General features: G+C 60.8%; 7 protein-coding genes. 5 read left to right on the top strand and 2 right to left on the bottom strand.

All coding sequences use genetic code 11. The features are described 5' to 3' along the window. Window positions 1–137: 137 nt before the first annotated feature. Together GTP46_RS28465 and GTP46_RS28460 are read left to right on the top strand one after the other, a co-directional pair. A complete protein-coding gene (locus GTP46_RS28465) occupies window positions 138–17,207 on the top strand; it encodes a DUF4214 domain-containing protein (protein ID WP_161010010.1) in 17,070 nt (5,689 codons plus the stop codon). After that, on the top strand, window positions 17,207–17,656 hold the full coding sequence (locus tag GTP46_RS28460; protein ID WP_161010009.1) for a hypothetical protein: 450 nt from the start codon (window positions 17,207–17,209) through the stop codon (window positions 17,654–17,656). Before GTP46_RS28465 ends, GTP46_RS28460 begins: the two co-directional genes overlap by 1 nt. Before the next feature lie 11 nt (window positions 17,657–17,667). Here GTP46_RS28460 and GTP46_RS28455 read toward each other — a convergent pair whose 3' ends face one another. Continuing rightward, complete coding sequence (locus GTP46_RS28455) at window positions 17,668–18,666, bottom strand: helix-turn-helix domain-containing protein (RefSeq protein ID WP_161010008.1); 999 nt, start codon at window positions 18,664–18,666, stop codon at window positions 17,668–17,670. Window positions 18,667–18,972: 306 nt separating this feature from the next. On the opposite strand from GTP46_RS28455, the gene GTP46_RS28450 reads away from it, so the two are divergent. The 3 genes from GTP46_RS28450 to mobF are packed head-to-tail and all read left to right on the top strand — an operon-like array spanning window position 18,973 to window position 23,404. After that, complete coding sequence (locus GTP46_RS28450; RefSeq protein ID WP_161010007.1) at window positions 18,973–19,281, top strand: hypothetical protein; 309 nt, start codon at window positions 18,973–18,975, stop codon at window positions 19,279–19,281. A gap of 9 nt (window positions 19,282–19,290) precedes the next feature. Beyond that, complete coding sequence (locus GTP46_RS28445) at window positions 19,291–20,808, top strand: type IV secretion system DNA-binding domain-containing protein (protein ID WP_161010006.1); 1,518 nt, start codon at window positions 19,291–19,293, stop codon at window positions 20,806–20,808. A gap of 1 nt (window position 20,809) precedes the next feature. Continuing rightward, the gene (mobF, locus tag GTP46_RS28440; protein WP_161010005.1) at window positions 20,810–23,404 is read left to right on the top strand and encodes a MobF family relaxase; all 2,595 of its coding nucleotides are present in this window, start codon (window positions 20,810–20,812) and stop codon (window positions 23,402–23,404) included. A gap of 63 nt (window positions 23,405–23,467) precedes the next feature. Here mobF and GTP46_RS28435 read toward each other — a convergent pair whose 3' ends face one another. After that, window positions 23,468–23,821 carry a helix-turn-helix domain-containing protein gene (locus GTP46_RS28435; RefSeq protein ID WP_161010004.1) on the bottom strand — a complete coding sequence of 118 codons (354 nt, stop codon included), beginning with the start codon at window positions 23,819–23,821 and terminating at the stop codon, window positions 23,468–23,470. Window positions 23,822–23,934 lie beyond the last annotated feature (113 nt).

Genomic DNA, 23,934 nt, shown 5'->3' with positions numbered 1-23,934 from the left:
GCGATCACCAGCCACCCACCAAGTTCGGTGACAACACCCCCCGGATCATGGGCGACTGGGGGCAACAATCATGCCGAACTTGGCTGGCCAAAACCTTGAGGATCAAGGTCTGTATATAGTAACGGGGTAAATATAATATGGTAGCTATTGTCAGCGGCAACGGTTTGGGTCTGACCACGAGTTCTGGAGGCACCTTAGGGCGTCTCGGCTTGTTCGGTAACCCCAATCTTGGCAGCACCAACGAAGCGGCTTACGTCAACATTGCCAACGGTAATTTGGTGCTTCAGGACCAGGATGAATTTCTAGCATCGATAGGCATCAATTTCTCCCTGACGCGCACCTATAACTCGCAAGGCGGCTTCAACGAAGGCTTGGGTACCAATTGGCGTACTGGTCTCGTAAAACAGATTGCCGACCTGACCGGCACTTTGAACACCGCTGGCAGCACTGTCAGCCGCATAAACAGCGACGGCAGCCGTGAGTTGTACACCTACGATAGTGTCGAAGGCTGCTATATCAGCAACGATGGCGCGGGCTCGTATCGCAAACTAGTTGGTAACGATAGCGGCACCTGGACTTGGTCGAATACAGACTCGGCCAGAGACGGGGTAAATAGCGAAGAATATGACTCCATCGCCAACGGCGGCCGTCTGACGGCCAGCAACACGATGCAGCTATGGGAAGAATATCTGTATAACGACTTGGGCCAGCTCACTCAGGTCACCGATTCCATCGGTGACGTCACAACGTTTGACTACCTGGGCGGGCGCATCGCGCAAATCCACGTCCAGTCCGCCACCAGCCAAGCCAGCAGCTCGCGCACGCGCTACGACTACGACGCCCTAGGCAGGCTCACCAAAGTAACGGTCGACCTCACACCGGATGATAACAGTACTGCAGACGGCAATATCTACCTGACCAGTTATACGTATGTCGACAACAGCAGTCAGATTGCCAGCATCCGTCAGTCGGACGGTACTTCGCTGAATTTTACTTATTACGACGTTGGTCCCAATGCAAAAATTGCGACCGTTACGGATGGATTAGGCCAAACCACGCGCTACAGCTATACGGGAAATCAGACCACCGTGTCCGATCCATTTGGCGCACAGACCACTTACACCTACGACCCAAAGGGACAATTGCAGTCGGTGACACTTCCATCTGTCGTGGGCAGCGCACCGCAGATAACAAGTTACACCTACGATAGCAAGGGAAATATTGCCACCATTACCGACGCGCGTGGCAATCTCAGCCTTTATAGCTACGATAACCATGGCAACTGCATCAGAGAGGTCAATGCGGCCGGTAACGTAATCACACGCACATTTAGCGCGGAGAATGAGTTGCTGACTGAAACCGTGTGGCCAAAGGGGGATACTGCGGCAACGTCTCAGCCAGCACCTTCCGGCCTGACCACCACGTTTATCTACGAGGCCAAAAATCTACGCTACATCGTCACCCCGGAACGACGAGTCAAGGAGTACAGCTATGATTCTAACTCGCTGCAAGACAGCGTTCGCGAGTATTCCAGCAGCTTTTACCCAAGCAATGGTGACCTGAGTATCGAAGCACTCAAGGCCTGGAGTGGCGCCCTGCGCAACAGCAGCACCCTGATCAACTACACTGATTATCTGAGAGATGCGCGAGGCTTAGTAGTCCAAACAAAATCTTATCTGGCAAACGCGGCAACGACTGCGTTGCCGCCTAATTTTCCTACCAGTCTGCCTTCCGGAATCACCAGGAATGGCCAAGGGCTAGTATTAACATCAAAAAATCAATCCACTGCAAACACGCCGCTTCTTACCGGCCAGGATGCATTCCTGTTGGGAAGCACCATCAGCTTCCAATTAAAAGCCCAGGGACCTTTCCGAGCAAATTTGCTGAAAATTGGTCTTGCTACCTGGCCTGATCTGGACCAGCAAGCTGGTGTGCAGGTCATCAACGACATGCTTGGCGTATATACCGAGAAACATGGCGACGGCTGGGGAAGCTGGAATACCGCAAACTATGTCGACTGCAAAGTCAAGATCGTTACCCGGCCAAGCGGGGTAATTACGATCTATCTTGACGACGACGTTGTCGGATTTGAAGCCCTGCTCCCACCAGGGCAAGAGCTGCGCTTGTTCGCCAGCACCTCCAATGGTCCCGACAGCGGCGGCGCTACTGCAGGCACGAGCAACACTGTTTCGATTAGCAATCTCCTCGTCACTCCGCCACCGACTGTAGTGGCCGCCAGCCTGAATAGCACCACCATGGTCTATGATCAGCATGGTCAACTTCTGCAGAGCATTAATTCAGATAAAACGAGTTCCACTTATTCGTATGACGCACTGGGCCGCCAGCTCTCCGCGACCGCGCCAAATGCCGGCGCCGGCGCCGATACCACCGTCTACAGCTACGACGACGCCCACGGTGCTCGCAGCGTCACGCTGTCGAATGGCTTGGTGACAAGGACTACCTATGATGCCGCCGGCCGCATCACTGGCAGCGTACAGAGCGATAGCGCCGGTCTGGTGCTGGGACGCAGCGTCAACGCCTACGATAACGCTGGGCGGCTGCGCAAAACCCTCGGCGCCGACGGCCAGGCCACCTACTTCCTGTACGACGCCGCCGGCCGCCAGAGCGCCGCAATTGACGCCAACGGCAATCTGACCGCGTATTTTTACAATGCCAACGGTCAGATGAGTCGCACCGTCCAGTTCGCCAAACGCATCGATATGGCGTTACTCCAACCAACCAACGGCATCTGGTCGCAGTTAAAACTCAACGACCTGGGCTGCGACACCAGCGACGTCAAAAACCGCAACACGTGGAATGCTTATGACAAGGCCGGCCGCCTGTCGGCCACCGTCGATGCCACCGGCGCGGTCACCCGCTACCAGTACGACCTGGCCGGGCGCATGGTGCAGACTACCCGCAGCGCCACCGCCGTGCCGGTCAGCTCCCTGGCCAATACCTTCGCGCTGGACAGTATTGCCGACAACAGCTCCGCCGCCGACCTTGTCAGCCGCAATCTCTACGATCAAGACGGCAATTTGCAGCTGGAAATAGATGCCGCCGGTTACGTGACCGAGTACCGCTACGACGCCGCCGGCCAGAAGATCGAGATGCTCCGCCGCGTCACCGCGCTGGCGCCCAACTACTTCACGCAAAACCCCAACGCCACGGCCGCTGACATCCTCACCGTTGCTGGTGTGATCGCCACCCACGAGCGCTATTTCTACAACAGCAAAAACCAGTTGGCGGGCACGCTCGACAACGGCAACTACCTGACCGAACTGAAGTACGATCTCAACGGCAATGTCTTGAGCCGCCGTCATTACGGCAACGCCGTCACCACGCCGGGCGCGGCCAAGATGGCCGACCTCGGTTTCGCCGCCAACGACAGCGTCGACCAAATCACCAGTTACACGTACAATGCACGCAACCAGCTGGCAACGGAAACCGCGCCAGGCGGCCTGCTGACTCGCTACACCTACGATCAGCTCGGCAGACTGACCGAAACCCGTATCGGCACCGGTACCACGCGCGCGCAGCGCGAGCGCTATGATCTCCAAGGCAACCTCATCGCCGAACTGAGCGCGGAAGGCGCCGCCGTATTGGACACTGCCACGACGGCCCAGGTTGAGGGCGTCTGGCAGCGTTACGCCACCCGTTACACCTACAACCAGAACGGTCTGCGCCTCAGCGCCACGGACCCGCTCGGCAACAAGACTCGCTACTATTATGACGCGCAAGGCAAGCCTGTCTACACGGTCAATGCAGCCGGCGAAGTGACTGGACTGAGCTACAACGCCTTCAATCAGATTGACGCCAAGATCAGCTATGGCATCCGCATCGATGCCGCCACGCTGAGCAGCCTGGACGGTGGACAGAACGACGCCGCCATTGCTACCGTGATCGCCCGCCTGGCCTCCACCGACGTCGACAGCGTCACACGCTACGAGTACGATGGCAACGGCCACCAGACCGCCGTCATCGACGCCATGGGCAACCGCAGCACCGCGCATTATGACGTCTTCGGCCGGGTCGACGCCACCGAGCAGCAAAGCGTCCCCAACGCGAATGTGCCTTCTGCCGCGACCAATCCCGGTGGCCGCAATTTTTATGACCTTGACGGCCGCCTCAAGGCTACGCTGACCGCTGGCGGCAGCCTGACCGCCTACACCTACAATGCCCTGAACCAGGTCGTCGACCGTATCACCTACGCTAAGCCGGTGGATTTCGCGATCACCTCGGCCAATCTCAACGTACTGCTGGCCGATCCCGGCCAGGCCGATCCGGCGCTGGACAGCCACCAGCGCTTCTTCTACGACGGCCGTGGCTTGATGAGCGTGCAGATGCAATCCGAAGGCGTGGCCAACGGCAAGGTGCTATGGCTGGTGATCAAGAAGGAGTACGACGCCAATGGTAACCTGAGCAATAGTACAGCCTATGCCACGCCGCTAGCGACTGCCGACGCCTATCCTGCCGCCACCGCCGCGACAACAGTGGTCCCGAGCGGATCGGACAAGGTGGTGGTCTACGCCTACGACGGTGCCAACCGCCTGGCTGCCACCGCCACCGCGCAGAGCGCGTCCAACCTGAACTTGCCCGATGTGCGGCTCTGGGCCGTAGTCCGTAACACTTATGATGCCCTGGGTAACCTGAGCGCCACCACAGCCTACGCCAGTCCCTACGCCGGCGCAGCGCCCACCAGCGCAAAGCTACTGACCTATGCGGTGAGGACGACGGGCGACGCCACTACCGTCTACACTTACGACAGCGGCAATCGCGTCAAGACCATCGCGGTGGCGCAGAACATCGCCAATGGCCAGGTGCAGTGGGCTGTCACCGGCCGCAACTACGACAGTGCTGGCAACCTCAGCGCCACCACCGAATACGCTACCGCGCTCACCAGTAGCTCGGCCTCGGTCTATCCTGTCGGCACGCCGGTGGTCGATCCGACGCGTGACCGTACTACCACGATCACGGGCTACGACGGCGCTGGCCGCCCCATCAGCAGCACCGATGCGGAAGGCACGGTCAGCCAGTTGCAGTATGACGCCAAAGGCAACCTGATTCAAAAAACGATTCTGGGCGCAACCCGCGCCGATGACCGCATCGTCCGTACCGTGTATGATTTGGACAACCGCCCGCGGTACGAGATCGACAGTCTTGGCGGCGTCACCGAGCACCGCTATGATGCCCAGGGCAATGCCGCGGCCGTCATACGCTACGCCACGCCGATCAATGCCGCTTTGGTCAGCTCGCCGTTGGCCGGCGAACGCACTGCCAGCGTGCAAAGGCAACTGGCCACCAGCGGCAACGACCGCACCACCACTTATGTGTACGACCAGAACCAGCGCCTGCGCTTCACTATCGATGGCGCCGGCTACCTGACGGAAAACCGCTACGACGCGTTTGGCCGCGTGCAGCAGCACCTGACCTATCCGACTCTGCTCCCCCATGCCGACAACAACCTGGCGACGCTGATGGCGGTCGTGGCCGTCGCGACCGGCGTCAACGCCCCGCACGGCACGGTCTACGTCTACGACGCCCAGGGCAATGTCCTCAGCACCACCGACAAACTGGGCTTCGTCGAGAAATACACTTACGACGCACTGGGCCGTAAACTCAGCTACACCAACCAGCTGAACAATGTCTGGACCTATACCTACGACAGCGCCGGCCGCGTGCTGACCGAAACCGCGCCGGCCGTCAATGTCTATCCAGCCGGGTCGGATACGGGCACGGCAGGACCGCTGACCGCGCTGACCACGCGCTACATATATGACACGCTAGGCAACCTGATCTCCCTTAGCGAGGCGCTGGGCTCCACACAGGCCCGTCTTACTGGCTATAGCTACGACCTGGTCGGACACCAGGTAAAAACCACGCAGACGCCACTGGCCGTTTACAATTCAGCCGCCGTCGCCGACGCCAGCGGCCGCACCGAAGCGGCCGCTACCACCCACAGTGTCACTGTTTCTTACGACATGCTGGGCAATGCCGTTTCCAGTACCGATATCGGCGGCGCCACCAGCTACAAGGTCTACGACAAACTAGGCCGGGTGCGCTACGACATCGACGCCATGGGGTACGCAACTGCCTACGAGCGCAATGAATTTGGCGACGTCATCAAACTGACCCGCTACAACGATGTCCTGCCCAACCTGGCCTCCTTCACCGCCAGCGACGGCGCCGGCGCGCGCACGCTGGCAGCCGTGCAGCAGGATTTGGATCTCGTCAAGAACCCACGTCCACATCCGGAGCTGGACCGCGTCGTCAGTACCCGCTACGATCAACTGGGCCGCGCCGTCAAAGTCAGCGAACCGCAGGTGACGGTGTACGACCAGTTCGGCATCAACGGCCAGTACACCTACCTGTCGGCCCGCACCACCGAAACCCGTTACGACGCCTTTGGCGGTACCATCCTGCAATCGGTCTACGGCGCTTACCAGCTGGCCGACGGCGGCGCCGGCAAAACCGCGTCGGCCAGCACACGCTTCTACTACGACCAGGATGGACGCAAGAAGGCCCAGATCAACGCGCTGCAGGACGATGCCGGTGGCAAAAAAGGCTACCTGACCATCTTTACCTACGATGGCACCGGCAATATGCTATCCCAGCTGGAAAGCGCCACCGCGATTAGCTCGTGGAGCGATGCGGACTATGGCACCATTCCCGACAGCATCGCGGCCGACCGCCAGGTCAACTACACTTACGACAACGGCAACCGCAAGATCAGCGAGAACCGCGTCCAGGCCCAGGCCGGCGCCACCATCGGCGCCGCAGCTACGGACATCGTCACCAGCTACGCCTACGACGCTATCGGTAATCTGACCCAGACCACCGACGCCAACGGCATGGTCACCATCAACTACTACGATGCGCTGGGCCGCGTGACCACAATTGCCGCCGTGGCTTCCACCACGTTATCGCCTGGCGCATCCTGGCTAATGCCGATCACCGAGCTTCGCTTGGATGCCTACGGCAACACCGTAGTGCGCATCGACTATGCATCAGGCAATACCGCCACCGGTTTCAGCGCCACCATCGGCACTACCGTCGGCGCCCGCGCCCTGCCGTCGACCTTCACCAGCACCGACCGCATCACCCTGACCAGCTACGACCTCGCCGGCCGCGCCACCAAGGTCACGGACGCGGAGCTCAAGGTGTCCTACAATTCCTATGACGTATACGGGCGTCTGGCCAAGCATTGGCAGACCGTCACCAACGCCTTGCCATCCGGCGCCATCACGGAAACAGCCTTCCAGGTCAACGGCTACGACACGCTGGGTCACCTGATCCGCGTGGAAACGCCTGGCAATGTGGACCTGGTCAGCAATGGCGCCGCCAATCCGCCGGCCACCGTCAACACCCAGCAAACTTTTACCTTCAATGCTTTTGGCGAAGTCATCAACCATCGCACCGGACGCATCGACGGCGCTGGCGTCGTCCAGACGGAAGCCACGGAATATGACAACGCCGGCCACGCGTGGCGCAGCAACAGCGGCGATGGCGTCACCAAGGTCACCATGTTTGACGCGCAGGGCAACGCCACCGTCGTCATGCGCAGCAGCGCCGCCAGCGCCGCTGACCCGCTGAAGTCCATCACCCGCGCCAGCGACGCGCTGACCATGGACGACATCCAGCGCACCGACACACGCTACGACATGCTGGGCCACGTGGTCGACGTCAACCACTTGCACGGCAACGACCTATACTACCTGTACCGTCAGCCCGACGGCAGCTGGGCCAAGGATATGCTGCCACCGAAGCAAAATGACGCCAACGGTTTCCTGGTGATCGGCGAACCGCACGAAGCCAGCAGCAATTTCGCCGTCCAGTATCGCCTGCAAGGCAGCAGCACCTGGCTGTCCACCGCCGCGCGCGTACAGAAGGTGAATGGCTACTCCGTGTTCAGCATCAGCGGCCTGACCAGCGGTAGCTACGAATACCAAGTCACGGTCACCCCGCCAGGTGAGGTGCCCTACACGCGCGACGGTGGCCAGTTGACCATTCAGTCGGCCACCAGCACGGCCAAGGTCGAGCAGCTGATCCGCTTGTACCAGCTCATCCTAGGACGCGCCCCGGATGCCGAAGGTCTGGCCAACTGGATGGCCAGCGTAAACGCCGGCACTACCATGGCCCAGATAGCATCTGCTATGCTTGACGCCGTAAAAACCGATGGTAAGCAGACGTTCGGGCCAACCGATAGCAACAACGTTATCCTGGGCGCTATTTACCAAAACGCATTTGGCGTCGCACCGGATAAGCAATCGGACGTGTACAAGACTTGGCTGGCGCGCATGAACCTAACGATGGTCACCACCACCGTCAACCCGCAAAACCCGGGCCAGATTGTGGCCACCACTACCGACAATCGGGCTCAAGCCATTGCCGACTTGGCCCAGGATGCCGCCTTCAAAGCGCGCCTGAAGCCGCAGGTTAACGCACTGTACAACTACCTGGTGCTACAGGGCGGCGGTATTTCCAATGGCGCCTATCAGGCCTACACTGGCGCCACCGACTCCGCTACTTTCGCTGCCAAACTGGTCGTAGACGCGATGTCGGGCAATGTCGACGCCATCGCCGAGGGAACAGCCCAAGCGGCCAAGGAAAACCAGCCAATACGCATTGCGCACATCTTCATCGGCCTGCTGGGCCGAGCGGCGCAAAAGGATGGCTTCAACTTCTGGCTCAACAGCCTCAATCAATCGTCGATCGAGGCCGTCGCCAACGATTTTTTCAACCAGGATGAATGGAAAGCAATTCAGTCGAATCCGGCCGTCAACGCCCAGACCAACGATCAACTGATCAACCGCGTTTTCAACAACCTGATAGGCCGGGCCCCGACCAGCGACGAACGCACGTTGTGGGCCGCCAAGCTGAACGCAGCACCCTCCAGTCCCAACTACATCTCGCGCGGTGCCTTTGTGGTCCAGCTGTCGGACCAGATCGCCCGCTATATCGAGAGCGATAGCGGCAAGCTGCTCGACCGCAGCAATCTGTACAACAAGACCGTCATCAGCATGGGCTTCGCCCAAATGACGCAGCTGAGCCAGGACGTGCCGACCCTAATTGCCGTCGGCCAGGCCGTCCTGAGCGGGGTGAGCCCGAACGCCACCATCGCCAATGCGGTCAGCCAGGTCATGCTATATGTGCAGGCCATGAAGAACTCGGCCGCGGGATACAACGGTGCGGCTACCGCCGGCGCCTTGGCCACGCCGCGCGAAAGCGCCCAGCTGCAACTCGCGCGCCTATATGCCTCAGTGCTGAACCGCGCCCCGGACAGCACCAGCTTCAACTACTGGCTCAACCAGATCAACAGCGGCGCCAGCAGCTTCGAGACCGTCGCCAATAACATGCTGCAGGGAGAAGGCGTAAAAGCCTACCCGGCCAGTCTGTCGCCGGCCGACTTCGTACAGAAAATCTACCAGACCGCCTTTGGCGTTCCTGCCACCGACCATCAGCTACTGCAATGGACCGCTGAACTGGCGTCCATGACGCGCGGTGCGGTGGTGCTTGACATTATGGCCGCCGCCGTTGGCGGCGGCATCTATGTCGAGCAGAACGGGGTCAGCTATCTCAACAGCAAAGTCGGCGTCGGCCTGACCTACGCGCTCAATGCCGGCGGCAACGATGTGGCACTGGCCACCAAGATCATCGGTCTGGTCAGCCATACCGGTAGCACGGTCGATATTTCCGCCGCTATGCAGGAAGTCTACAATGCCACCGCGTCTATGGTTCTTGCCAACGCCGTGGCCACCGCCAATGCCGCCAACGCGGCCGCCACCTTGGTCAGCAATGCGTTGGCCGCCGCCCAGGCGCTAAGCGCGGCCAACAGCAGTGTCGACGCCGCTACCGCGGCAGCGGCCAAGGTACCGATGGCCAGCTATGCCTTGCGCGCCGCACAGCTGTATGCGGCCATCCTCAACCGCGGCGCGGCCGGTGTCGCCGGGCTAGATCTGGCCGGCTTTATCAACATGAGCAAAGGGTTGATGACTACCACCAGCGACGTGGTGGCGGCGCAGGGAATGATCGACTCCAATCCGGAAGGCCTGAAGCTATTCCCGTCCGCGATGACGGGCGCAGCCTTCGTGAGCGCGCTCTGGCGCCAGATCACCACCAGCGCCCAGTTGCCCAGCGGCGCGCCGTTGTCCGCGGCCGACCAGGCCACCTGGACCGCAATGGCGTCCAGCCGCAGCCAGTTTGGCGCCACGGCCATCGCCATGCTCAACAAACTGCTGCTGGTGCAACGTTCCGACCTCAACGCCGATCCGGCCAATCCGGCCGAGCTGTCCGCGCGCCTAGGCTTCGACACCCGCTTGGCCAATCTGCTCAACGGAGTTCGCAGCCAGGCAGAAAGCGCTGCCGCGCTGGCGGCCACCGCGCTGAACGCCGCCAATGACGCCCAGAACAAGGCCAGCGCCGCCACGCAAGCGGCCACCGCGGTGGCGAATGCGCGCGCGGCGGCCAGCAACACCAACTCGAGTTACGTGCTTGACATCGCCCGCTTGTACGTTGGCATTTTGAATCGCGGCACCGGCTATCTGCCTAACGGCACTGCGCGAGCCGGCCTGGACTACAACGGTATGCTCACCGCTTCCATGTACGACCAGCAAGGCTATTCGCTGGCCGTCCGTGCCCAGGACTTCATCGATTCCAGCGAGGGACAAAAATACTTCGGCGGCGGACAGTACGGTCCGGTCCTCAACAATCAGCAGTTCGTCGATCAAATCTTCCTGCAAGTATTGGGACGCACCGCCGGTCCAGGCAACGTCTGGCTCAACGCCCTGAACGGTGGCCAAAGCCGTGGCGCCATCGCCAGCGGCATCATCCGCGATCTCACTGAAGGTGAGAATAATCAAGCCGCCGATTTTGGCGCCGCTGCCGCCTTCGACCAGCGCGTCGCCGACGCCCTGACCGCGTTCAACAACGACACCGCCACGACGGCAGGTATAGCCAAGAGTAACAGCGACGTCTCGGCCGCGTCCGCCGCGTGGAGCGACGCGCGCACCACGCTGCAAAACACCCCTAGCCCGACCAACGCACCGGCTGTGGTGGCGGCCCAGCGCGCCAAGACCTATCTGGCTTCCTCCAACACGGGCGAGCTGATCAAGCTGCTGGTCGGCTTTGGCAGCTCCGCCGATTACAACACCATCGTCAGCTATGTGGAGCAAATGAATGCCGGCAATGCGAGCTTCGCGTCCATCTGTAGTAATTTCTGCCTGCCGTTGACAGACCTCGAAGCCTTTTTCCAGAACTTGTTCTCCCAGGTCCTGCACCGTACCATCGCGGCCAATGCGCCGGATCGCGACGGTTTCAACTGGTGGGTCAATAGCACCAAGGAGCAGCAGCGAAACGGCAATGTCAACTACAGTAATCCCGGCTACGTTGCCTACGAGTTTTTCAAAGGTTGCCAGGGCGAGCTTTATGGCACGCCAAGCGCGTATCCGCGACGGGTGCGCAACAATTTCCCAGCCGAAGTGTCTAGCGTTCAAAGCCAGGACAACAACCAAGCCAACGCACTGGCCTCTAGCTACGACGCCGCGCTGTCCAACGCACAGCAGACCTTAGCCAATGCCCAGTATACGTGCAACTGGACCTATAACGACCTCACTGCCAAGACCGCGCTGAACAGTTTTGCCCAGACTCTAAAAGCATCACTGAGTGCGACCATCACGCTGGAAAACAAACAGGTCACGGCGGCCGCGGCCATGTCGGCCAAGCTGACCGCCCAAGACACTGCCACCGCCAGCCAAAACGCACTGGGCAGCATGGCCAATGGCTGGACCACGGCCCAGTTGGCCGAATTCGCCAACGGCGCCAACGGTGTCAGCAATGCGCTGCCGCCCGACTACGATCTGAGCAATGCCATGGCCAACGCGGCTGGCGCCAGCATCGCTGTGGCACTCAGCGCGCAGGACTTCGCGTCCGCTCAGGCTGCAACACAGCAGGTGATCCAGACGGTGCAGGTTTACAGCCTTGTGCTCAACCGCAAGCCTACACTAACCGAGGTCAACACAGCCCTGATCGCCTTCCGCAGCGGTCAAACCCTGGCCGATTTTTCCCAGGACCTGATCAGCGCCAATCCAGGCGCTTACCCGCCCGGCATGAGTAACGACATCTTCGTACGCATGCTGTTCACCAGTGTCCGTCTCATCCTGCTGCCGGCCGACAACCCGGGCCTGCAGTTCTGGAGCAACGCTATCACACCATCGCACTCGCGCGGACAGGTCGTGGTTGACATCATCAACAGTCTGACCAAGGAAAACATCAACGCTGACAGTGTCACCTTCGACACCAAGGTGACGGCTGGCGTGCAGACCATCGCCGCTGCTGCCCAGTCCGCCGCCAGCAGCCCGGACGTGGCCGGCTTCCTGCTAAGCATGGCGACCTTCCTGCGTGCGCAAGCCCAGCAGGCCGACGCCAGCGCCCAAGCCGCCCTGACTCCGCAGGCCAGGGCGGCCATCCAGATGAGCCAGTTGTACGTGGCCCTGTTGGGCCGCGTGCCTGACCTGCCGGCCCTGCTCAACGGCATCAGCCAGATGACCAGCGGTGGCATCGCCGCCGCCCAGATCGCGCAAAGCATCCTGGCCTCGAATGAGGTCCAGTCGCGCATCCCATCGACGGCGTCAAACGTCGACTTCGTGACCGCCTTCTACACCAAGGGCCTGGGTCGCGCCCCCGACGGCACCGAGTTGTCCACCTTGAGCGCCCAGCTCGACGCCGGCCAGCTCACCCGTGCCCAGTTGGTACTGAACGCGATTGACGCCGCCTACGCCTACCTCGGCAACGACATCATCAAGCTGGAAGCGCGCACTGTCTTCATGGGCCAGGTGGGCGCCGCTATGGGTTCAGCCGCCAGCACAATGAGCAATTTCAACAGCTACTTTGGCGGCAGCTTCACCACCGACCTGCAGAGCAAGCTGACCGACGCCGTGCACATCTATGTAGACCGCAGCGCAGAAGGCATCGACAGCACCACCGCCACCACCACCCAGCTGCATACAGCCCCGGATTCCATCGAGGTCGACCGCTGGGGTGACGTCACGCGCGAATACGACGCGCGCGACCGCAACTGGTACACCAGCATCGACTACAACGATGCCGGCCAGGCGATCCGCACCGTGCGCACTGGCATGACGCAGGACATCAACGGCATTGTCACCACCAAGCAAACACTTGGTACCTCCACCAGCTACGATAAGCTGGGACACGTGCTGCGAACCGAGGATGCCAAAACCTACGTCAATACCTACACTTACGACGCCCAAGGCGTGCTGTGGCAGGAGTTCCATGCCGATAACACCAGTGCTGTTGCCAGTGTGACCTACGCCAACGATGCCTTCGGCCAGCACTTCGCAGTCACCCAGAATGTGGGCGTCAACAGCTACGGCGTCACCTTGCCCGGTGCGGTGGTGACAACCTACACGTTTGACCGGCTGGGCCGCCAGACGACCCGCACTACCGCCAGCGTCAACGTGTCCAGCTTTGACGGCGCCAGCACCGAAAAACAAGCCACTGGCACCATCACCGAGAAGTACACCTACGACGAACTGGGCCGCCGTATTACCGACGCACTGAACACCACCGCAGCGGGCATCGCAGGCAGTCCGACGCTCTACACCCGCTACGACCTGAGCGGCAACATCATCAGCACTATCGACGGCAACGGTCTGGTCACCAACAGCGCCTATGATGCCCTCAACCACAAGACCGCAATGCGCCTGGCCAATAACGACACGCCATCCTGGCGCGTCGACGGCTTCGGCCGGGTACAGTCGCAGACCGACATCGCTGGCAACAACAGCTACTTCGAGTACAATGCCAGCGGCCAGATGACGCATCAGTACAGCCTGACGTGGGATGGCGTCGCCCGCCAGGACCTGCGCTACAGCTACGAAGACGGCACCGGCCGCCTGCTGCAAATCAACTACCGCACCAACCAGCTGGGCGCCGCCGAGGAACGCCAGATCACCTCCTACACCTACGACCGCGACGGCAACCGCACCAGCGAGAAAACCGTAACCAACAGCGGCCGTACTGTGCAGGACCAGGTCTTGATGTATGACGGCTTCAACCGCCTGTCCAATATTGTTTCGCGCGTGACCAATGCTGCCTACAACGTCCACTACACCTACGACAATAACGACAACCGCACCTCCGAGCAGACCGTCTTTGTCAACGATCGTGGCGACACTAAGACCATTTCGGTCAATTACGGCTACGACAAGATGAATCGCGAGACTAACGTCTCCGGTACTACCAACACCAAACTGGCCACGCCGGTTGTGACCGGAGGCGGCTACACCGACAATAATGGCGATCCTCAATGGAACGACCCGGTCTACACCTACTTTAACGACGCGGTGATTCCGGCCCATACCATCACCTATGACTGGCGCGGCAACCGTACCAGCGACAACGGCGAAACCTACAGCTATGACGCCGCCGGCCGCCTGATGAGCATCGTCAGCGGCGGCAGGACCAGCTACCGGCGCTACGACATCGCTGGCCGCGTGGTATTTTCCTCCGACGCTACCGCCGACGAGTCGCGCCTGAGCCAATACGATGCAGGCGGCCGCCTGCTGGTGCAACGCGTGGCAACCGCCGCCAATTCCAAGCTCAAGCAAACGATCAACTACACCGACTATGACAAGCTCAACAATCTGCTGCGCTACACCGTCACCCTGTCCGACGGTAAGACCGGCCAAACCTTCAATAACACTTACAACGCTAAGATCGGCGCCGTCGCCATGCTCGACACCACGGCGGTACAGAACTTCAATTCCAATACATGGAAGTCCAGCCAACAGAGCTACGACGTCAACGGCAACCTGGTAGCTGTACAGCAGTATGACGACAAAGATCGTACCAAGCCGAGCGCCAACGGTCTGACCACCATCATCAACGATGCGAATGGCCATGTATTGGAAAAAACCCAGAACGCCGTAGTGACGCACAGCCTGATCGCCAACGACATGCTGATTGGCAGCAGCAGCGCCAATCTTGAAACGTTCAGCAGCGTCTACGAATCCGCCACCGCGCCATCCGTGGCCAACCAGCCCACCGTCTACGCGGTGCAAAGCGATGCAGAAACGCTGATGTCGGTGGCACAAGCTATCTGGGGTGACCAACGTCTGTGGTACTTGATCGCCGACGCCAATGGCGGCATCGGCAGCACGCTCAAGGCCGGCCAGCAGCTGATCATTCCGCAGCGCGTCAACACCATCCTCAACGGCTACCTGTCCTTCACGCCCTATAACAAGGCCGAGGTAGTCGGCGACACCGCCCCTCATTTGGACATGCCGGCACCGCAAAGCAGTGGTGGCGGTGGCTGCGGCGGTATCGGTAAGCTGATCATGGTGGCTGTTGCTGTGGCAGTGACCATCTATACGGCCGGTGCCCTGTCGAGTTATGCCGCAACCGGCATCCTTGACACCATGGCGGCAGGCGCGTCGGCATTAGCTGGCGGGGTCCAAGTCGCTGGCGTAACCGCTGCTGCTGCCGGCTTCACTGGCGGCGCTATCGCAGGGGCAATTGGATCAGTAGCCAGCCAGGCTGTCGGCAACCTGATTGGCGCCCAAGATGGGTTCAGCTGGAATAGCGTTGCGTTAAGTGCGATTGGCAGCGGAGCGTCGGCGGGTATCGCCAACACGGCGAATGGCATCGGTAGCTCGTTGCTTGGTTCGGGTAGCAATCTTAGTTATCCGCAGATCGCCGCAAGGGCCGTTGTGTCTAACCTGGCCTCGCAGTCGGTTGCAAATATCACCGGTCTGCAGCGCGGCTTCTCTTGGGCCAATGTCGCCACGTCATATGCCAGTGCCTATGCGGGGGCGTTCGCCGGTGACGCAATGCAAAGCGCCTTGAGCGCCAAAGATAGCGTCTTGGCAGCAATGGTTGGCAATGCCCAACAGCTAGCCGTGCGCACCGTGGGCGGTTTTGCCGCTGGTGCAACTGCTTCGATCCTTCGCGGCGGCCATGTTAATGTAGCCCAAATTGCTACAGATGCGTTTGGTAATGCGCTGGGCAGCAGCTTGGCTGCGAGCAGCAGCGGAACGCCTGACTTGAGCGCCAATGAGTGGGACAAAATCAAGCAGGAGGTAATGTCTGGCGACAGGTATGCATCTACCGCGATGGACCCAAGGCAAAATTGGGTCACGGTCGCACGTGGCGGTCGCCTCTCTCCAAATCCAGACGGTCCCGATTTCCCAGCTGGTGTGTTGGATGATGGAGAGGAGTACACGAAGCAGACATACTCTGAGGGAGACCGATCATTCCCAGTCGCTCAAACCGCAAGGGGTGTTTATGCTTACCCCGCACAAGTGGTCCCTAGCGACGAAGCGCCAACCACGCCTATGCAGCAGGTGATTGTTTCCGGAAAGGCCGAACGCGAAGCGCTTCTTGCCGCTGAGGCGAGCGCGGCAGCACCATATGTCAGCGATAAGAGCGGATCGCTTGGCTCTGGCCTATACGATTGGGCCAATGACAGGCGCTCGACTGCGGCATATATGGCAACTGGCGTCTATGACGCGACGATGCGTAGCGGCTACATGAATACAATTCACAGTGCCTCCGATGCTGCAGTAGCGACCATTGACACGCTTGGAGAGGGCAATATTCAACAAGTCCGTAACGCGGCGGAAGAAGTATCGAACCTTCGCAATATCACTCGCACCGCAACACAAGGAAAATTAACCCCTTGGGGAGGGTATCTGTCCCGCGCCATTGAAGGACAGACTCCGACCTTCGATCAGCGATACGCAGATCGTGCTGCTAAGCTGATTAAGTCAGGGGTCGCTCAACCTACGGAATTCCAGATTTTGAGGGGTGTTGCAGCTGGGGCAGGACGATCGCACGCTACGGTGACGAACTTAACCACTGCCTCGCGCTATCTTGGCCCGTTTGCGACCTTGGGTGCCGTTGGGATGTCTGGGTATGAGATCTACAAAGCCGCGCCGAATGATAGACTGAGGATTGGTGTATCCGAAAGCACTGGGATGCTAGGTGGACTGGCCGGCGGGGCACTAGGCACAGCAGCTAGCGTAGCTGGACTTACAGGTCTCGCAGCGCTCACCGGTATTGCAGCGATTGCATCCGCACCGGTACTGATGGTTGGTGGGCTTGCGCTCGGTGGTTATGCTGCTTATCAGGGTGGCCATTGGGGGCGAGCCTTCGGTGATTACTCATATCGTTTGATGAACGGAAATTAATGGAAAACGACACCCTGACGGCACATCAGCATGCCAGACTCCCTTTTCAGCGACTCGTTTATTGCAAACGTGATGCGCAAGAATGGCTAAAGTGCGAAAACTTGGTGCTGTTCCACAGCAGTGATGCCGGCAATAGTTGGCAACAACTCCCGATGGAACGCACTCTATGGTCGAGGTTGGTGCTGGCGGCGTCTGATTGGCCGCCAACACCTAGAGCCTTTGGCTGGAGAAATGGGAAAATCGTCATTCTCCATGACGATTTTCATGAGGACGGTTCTCCAAACTTCCGATTTGTAAGCACGTTCAATCCGCAGTCGAAAAAATGGGCAGCAAAATCATACGGCCCAGTCTCTGACTACTCTGAGCAGTGGTGGAGCGAATTAGCATTTGATGCGTTAGCCACAATGGGCAAGGAGAACACCTCTTCAGATAGTCCCGCTGGTGCGTGAAAAGACAGCAATTACAGCGGTTCTTTGAGCGCCTTGTACAAGGTATCGCGGGAACAGCCCAGCTCCTTGGCCAACTGCGTCATCGACTTCTCGGGGCTAGCCGCGACCACCGCCCTAATGTGATCGGCGCTGTGCCGCACCTTCGGCCCGCGCGGCTGCGGTGCAGCGGCTTTCATGAGCAGCTCGGCTTCGTAGCGCGACACGAAGTGCATCAGGTCCTGGAGGTAGCGGAACGACTGGTGATGGCCTGCAGCTTCGGCTCGCCGCACCAGTTCGACGCCGTCAGTGTCATGCACCGCCGCGTAAATCTTTGCCAACACGTCGAAGCGGCTGTGCGGCAGGTCCGAGGCGGTACACGCCTCCACCACCGGCAGCAGCTTGGCGTTGGCAAGCGGGAACGCCGACAGCATCTGCACGATATTCTCGTAATTGAACCCTTCCGACAACACCATCGGCAGTCCATGCGGGATTTTCTTGGCCTCGATGGCTTCGTTGTACCTGGCGATGACCTGATCGAAAAACGCATCGAAACGCCGCTTGCCACCCTGGTATGCCTTCTTATCATCAATCACTGGCTTGTGCACTTGGCAGTAATGCGCGCTTTGCGGATCGCGGTGCCGGTAGCACAAGCGGCAAAATTCCGGCCTGTACTTTGTCCCTGCACGCTCTTCCATCTGCAAGTGAAATAACACTTCCTTGATCGCCTGTACCTCATCGGGCTTGATGTTGTGAGGCCCACCATCAAGTATCCCTTGCCTCAATTCCGGCACACGCTGTGCGACAAAGCTGTTGACCATCTGGACCGCCTCCATCCCCTCAATCATGCAGTTGGTCTCGCTCTTGTCCGGGAACTCGCCGGCCATGCCATACGCCGTCAGCACCCTGTACGCCTCGTTGCGCACCATCTGCGGGGTCCACATCCCCCAAGCCGGCTGCGCGGCTTTCGCCCGTATCGCCAGCGGCGGCAAGTCCTTCCTTTTGGTCTTCTGCTGACTGTTCTCTGATGTCATTTATTTATCTTCGTTTTCAAGCCTGATCGTTAGCGGCATGGCCACGGCCGCCAGCAAATCATACGGACCGACTGTCCGGTAATTCAAGCCATTTTCGCTAACGCGGCAAAAAATCTGCCCCGCTACAGTTTCGATGCGCCCCAAATGTACGCCTCTTGGCGACTCTGGGGAAAGGCAGGAACTACACACCTGACACATCTCTTCGAGATGACCCAGGGCGGCACCAGGAGGGGATTACAGCCGGATACGGCGGTTTTTCAAAGCGCAGCTAAAACGAAACAATTCAACGATATCAAGGAGTTAGTCATGACCACCAAAGTTCTAACCTTTCGCATCTCAATGCCGGTCTATGCCGACCTGTGCGCCACTGCCGCCGAGTTGGGCGTGCCGGTGGCCGCGCACGTGCGCCGCTTGATCGAGCGGGAACACCAGGCCGAACAGATCACCCAGCTCCGCAGCGAGCTGCTGGCCAAGCTGGAGCAGCTCACGCCGGCGACCACGCAGCCACGATTCCCGGCACTCGATGAAATCCTCTTGCTCAGCCGGGCGACCGCTTCCCACCTCAATGCGCAAATCGTCGCCCAAGTGCGCGCCAAGCTCGCCAACCAACAATAAGGACACGATATGAAAATCACATTACCCATCCTCGCACTGGCCTTGCTGGCCGGCCTGCTGGTCACACTGGGCTGCTGGACCTGGACGGTCACGCACACCTTCAGCTTACCTGATCCATGGTGGCATTGGCTGGCGTTCTACCTGCGACATACCTTGGATTCGCCAGACCTGCGCCCGATCATGTTCTGGTCGCTGCTTAAAGGATTCCTGCCAGCGTTCGCCGTGCTGTATGCAGTCAACGAGCTGGACGATACCGACCACAGCGTGCGTTTCCTGCGAGGTGCGCGTGTGGTGCGCGGCAAGGAACTGGCGAGCCAGACCCGTGACAAGCATCAGCAGCAAATCGAGATTGCCGGCGTGGCGATGCCGCTGGCCAGCGAACCCAGCCACCTGCTGCTGGCCGGCAGCACCAACACCGGCAAGAGTACCGCCATCTTCGAGTGCCTGAGCCTGGCCCTGACACGCGGCGACCGCGCCATCGTGATCGACCCGAACGGCCAGGCGCTGGCTCGCTTCGGCAGGAAAGGCGATACGGTGCTGAACCCGTTCGACAAGCGCTCGCCAGGCTGGGGCATTTTCAACGAGCTGCGCAACCCGTTCGATGTGGACCGGATCGCTAAAAGCGTGATCCCCGACAGCGGCGACTCCAGCGCGCAAGAGTGGCATGGCTACGCTCAGCAGCTCTTTGCCGAGACCGTGCGCGCACTGACCCAGAGCGGCGAGACCAGCACAGAGCGCCTGCTGTACTGGCTGACCCAGGCGCCGGCCGAGGAACTGAAAGGCTTGCTGGTCGGCTCCGCCGCCGGCGGACTGTTCGAGCCGGGCGCGGAGAAGGCGCTGGCCAGCACGCGTTTCATCCTGTCGCACCACGTCGGCGCATTCCAGTATTTGCATCCGGGCGCGTTCAGCCTGCGCACCTGGCTGGAGAGCGGCAAAGGCAATCTGTTCATCACCTGGAGAGAGGACATGCTGACCACGCTGCGCCCACTGGTGAGCGCCTGGACCGACATCCTGATCGCCTCGGCCCTCACCTTGCCGACTGACCAGCCGCGCCCGCTGTGGCTGGTGCTGGACGAGCTGGCCAGCCTGGAGCGCTTGAATAGTCTGGAAGCCGGCTTGACCAAGGGCCGCAAGCACGGCCTGCGCGTCGTGGCCGGCCTGCAATCGGTGTCGCAGCTTGATGCTTTGTATGGCGTCCACAGCGCAAAAACGCTGCGCAGTTGTTTCCGTAACGTGCTGGCCTTGGGATGTTCAAACGCCGACCCGCACACCGCCAAGGAGATCTCCGACGGACTGGGCCAATGCGAGGTCGAGCGCACGCTGACGACCTACAATAACGGCAAGGATGGCCGTACCAGTTCGACCACCACGCAACGCAGTATTGAGGCGGCCGTGTTGCCCGCCGAGCTGATGTCGCTGCCACCCTTGCATGGTTTCCTGAAGCTGGCCGGCGACCACGCAATCGGAAAAATCCGCCTGGTGCCACGGGACTTCCCAGTGCTGGCCAAACCGTTCGTGGAGCGTTGATATGTTGAGCTTGGCGAACGTTGGCAACGGCCAGACGGGGGCATCCTATTATGAGGAGGCTGACAACTACTACACAAACGATCATGGCCCGAGCGCCTGGTGGGGAGCCGGCGCGGCCAGTCTTGGGCTGGATGGCGCGGTGGAAGCCGCGCAGTTTGCCGCGCTCCTCGACGGCCGGCTGCCCAGCGGTGAAAGCCTGCACCACGCGGCGGCCGGCCGGCGCGGCGGCACCGACGCCACGTTCAGCGCGCCCAAGTCGGTCTCCCTGCAGGCGCTGGTCGGCGGGGACCGGCGCATCTTCGAGGCGCACCGCCTGGCCGTGGAGCGGGCGTTATCTTATGCCGAAACCCTGGTGGCCTGCCGCGTCACGGTGGACGGCATCACCCGCAGCGAGCGCACCGGCAACCTGGTGGTGGCGCGCTTCAACCATGACCTGAGCCGCGCGTGTGATCCCCAACTGCACACGCACTGCGTCATGATCAATGCCACGCGGCGCGCCGATGGCCAGTGGCGGGCGGTCGACAACGAAGCCATCTATCGGAACAAGATGCTGCTGGGCGCGTACTACCGCTCCGAGCTGGCCCGCGAGCTGCAAGCATTGGGCTACGCGGTGCGCCTGACCCACCTGGACGGCAGGTTCGAACTGGCGCACATCAACGAGCACCAAGTGAAGGCGTTCAGTCAGCGTAGCGCCATGATCGAGGCGTATCTGAAAACGCAAGGGATGGATCGCAGCGATGCCAGCGCATGGACCAAGAAGCTGGTGGCGGTCATCACGCGCGACAAGAAAACCGACGTCGACCGCACCGTGCTGCGCCAGGACTGGCGCGAGTTGAGCGCGGCCCAGGGCATCGACTACCGGATGCCGGAAGCGGCGGCCAGCCTGGCTGTCAAGACCGACGCCATGACGGTGTTGATGCAGGCCGTCGAGCATGCGAGCGAGCGGCGGTCGGTGTTCAGCCGGCAGGATGTTGTGCAGACCGCATTGGAGCGCGGCGTCGGTAAAACGACCCTGGACAAGATTGTGACGGCACTCGATGAGGCGGTCCGGTCGGGCCAGGTGATCCGCGACGGCGAGCGCTACACCACGCCGGCGGCGCAGCAGTTGGAGCGCGACATCCTGGACATCGAGGTGCGGGGCCGCGCGCTGCTTCCTCCGCTCTACCAGGGCGCGCGGGCCGATCTTGCCGCACCCTTGGCCAGCCTGTCGACCGGGCAGCGCGACGCCGTGCTGGGCATCCTGTTGACCACCAATCAAACCATCGGCATCCAGGGCCGCGCCGGCGCTGGCAAGACGACCTTGCTCAGCATCGCCGCCCAGCAGGCCAAGGCGTGCGGCTACACCGTCAAGGGCCTGGCACCAAGCGCCAGTGCGGCCCGCGAGCTGGCCGGGGCCGGCATTGATGCCGAAACGATTACGGCATTCAGCCATCGGCAAGCCAAGAAGCTCGACGGCCGCACGCTGCTCATTGTCGATGAGGCCGGCATGGCGTCGACGCGCCAGATGCACACGATCATGACCGAGGCCGCCGCCGCTGGCTGCCGCGTGGTCCTGGTTGGCGATACCGGCCAATTACGGTCGGTGGAAGCCGGCAAGCCCTTCGCGCAGTTGCAGGCCGGCGGGATGCACACGGCCGCCGTCAATCAAATCCAGCGCCAGAAGAACCAGCGCCTGAAACACGCGGTGGAGCTGGCCATGGACGGCCAGACAGGCATGGCCGTGAGCGTGCTGGACAAGGACATCACCGAGCTTGCCAACGCGCCGACCCGCTTCGAGCGCATCGCCAACGACTACATCGCTTTGACGCCAGCCGAGCGCCACGCCACCCGCGTCATCGCCGGCACACGCCATGCCCGTGCCGAGATTAACCGCTGCATCCGCGCCAAGCTGGGCCTGGCAGAACTGGGGCAGGAATTCACGCTGCTCGACCGCAAGGACCATACGGCGCAACAGGCCCGCTCGATCCTGGGCTATGACGCCGGCGACCTGGTGCTGGCCGAAACCGACTATCCTTCATTGGGATTGAAGCGCGGCGAGATTGCCACGGTGGTGGAACGCCTGGACCACGGCATCATGCTGGAACGCGCCGACGGCGTGCGCCAGCCCTGGCAGCCGGCGCTGGCCACCAAGCTGACGGCCTACGTGCCGGTGCGGCGGTCGTTGGCTGTGGGCGACCTGGTGCGCATCACCGCCAACGACCGCGCGCGCGGCCTGGTCAACGGCGACATGGCACGGGTCGATGCCATCGCGCCGGATCGGCAGGCGCTGACGCTGCGCTTTGACGACGACCGCACGGTGTTGCTCGACGGCCGCCGGCCCCTGGCGCTCGATCACGGCTACTGCTCGACGGTGCACGCCAGCCAGGGTCAGACCTGCGACCGGGTGCTGATCGAGGCAGACACGCACAGCCTGACGTCAAATCAAAACACGTTCTATGTCGCCATCAGCCGCGCCCGGCACCACGCGCAAATTTATACCGACGACCGCGACATGCTACCGCTGGCGATGGGCCGCCAGCACGAGAACACGGCGGCGCTCGATGTGCGCGCCAAAACGCTAGAGATGGGAGATGGGCTGTGTGTGCAGCCGTATTAAAAAACAAAAAGCTCCCCTAACCCCGGCAGTGGGGGTGGAGAGCTTCTTTCTTAGCTGCGGGGGTCAGGCTGCCAGCACGCGGTCCATCTTGGCCCGTTTCACCAGGCTATCCATTAGGATGATGAGCGCCTGCTGATCGGAATCGGGCAAGGCGTCCACGTCTTGCAGCAGCGCGTACAGCTTCGCGTTGTGCACAGCCGGCTCATGTACCGTCGTCGTGCGGCCAACCAACTCATCAAGAGTGACGTTGAGCACATCAGCGATCTTTACCAGGGTATCGAGCTGTGGCACGAATGTTCCGCGTTCCCAGCGGTTATAGGCGCGAGAGTTCACGCCGATCAATTCAGCCAGTCTAGTCTGTGTCAATTTGCGTGACTCGCGCAATGTTGTTGGTTTGCATACCGAATTGATAATCATCTAGCCGTCCTCCCTTCGGCCGAGCCGAGGAATAAAGTCACGGTACGAATCCGAACTTTATCGAGGAGGACGTCATGTTATTTTGTGGCATTGATCTTCATTCCAACAACTGT

Source organism: Duganella flavida (assembly GCF_009857445.1).
Lineage (GTDB): Bacteria > Pseudomonadota > Gammaproteobacteria > Burkholderiales > Burkholderiaceae_D > Rugamonas > Rugamonas flavida.
Note: the sequence above shows the minus strand (reverse complement) of the source record. Positions and strands in the feature narration are given on the sequence as shown.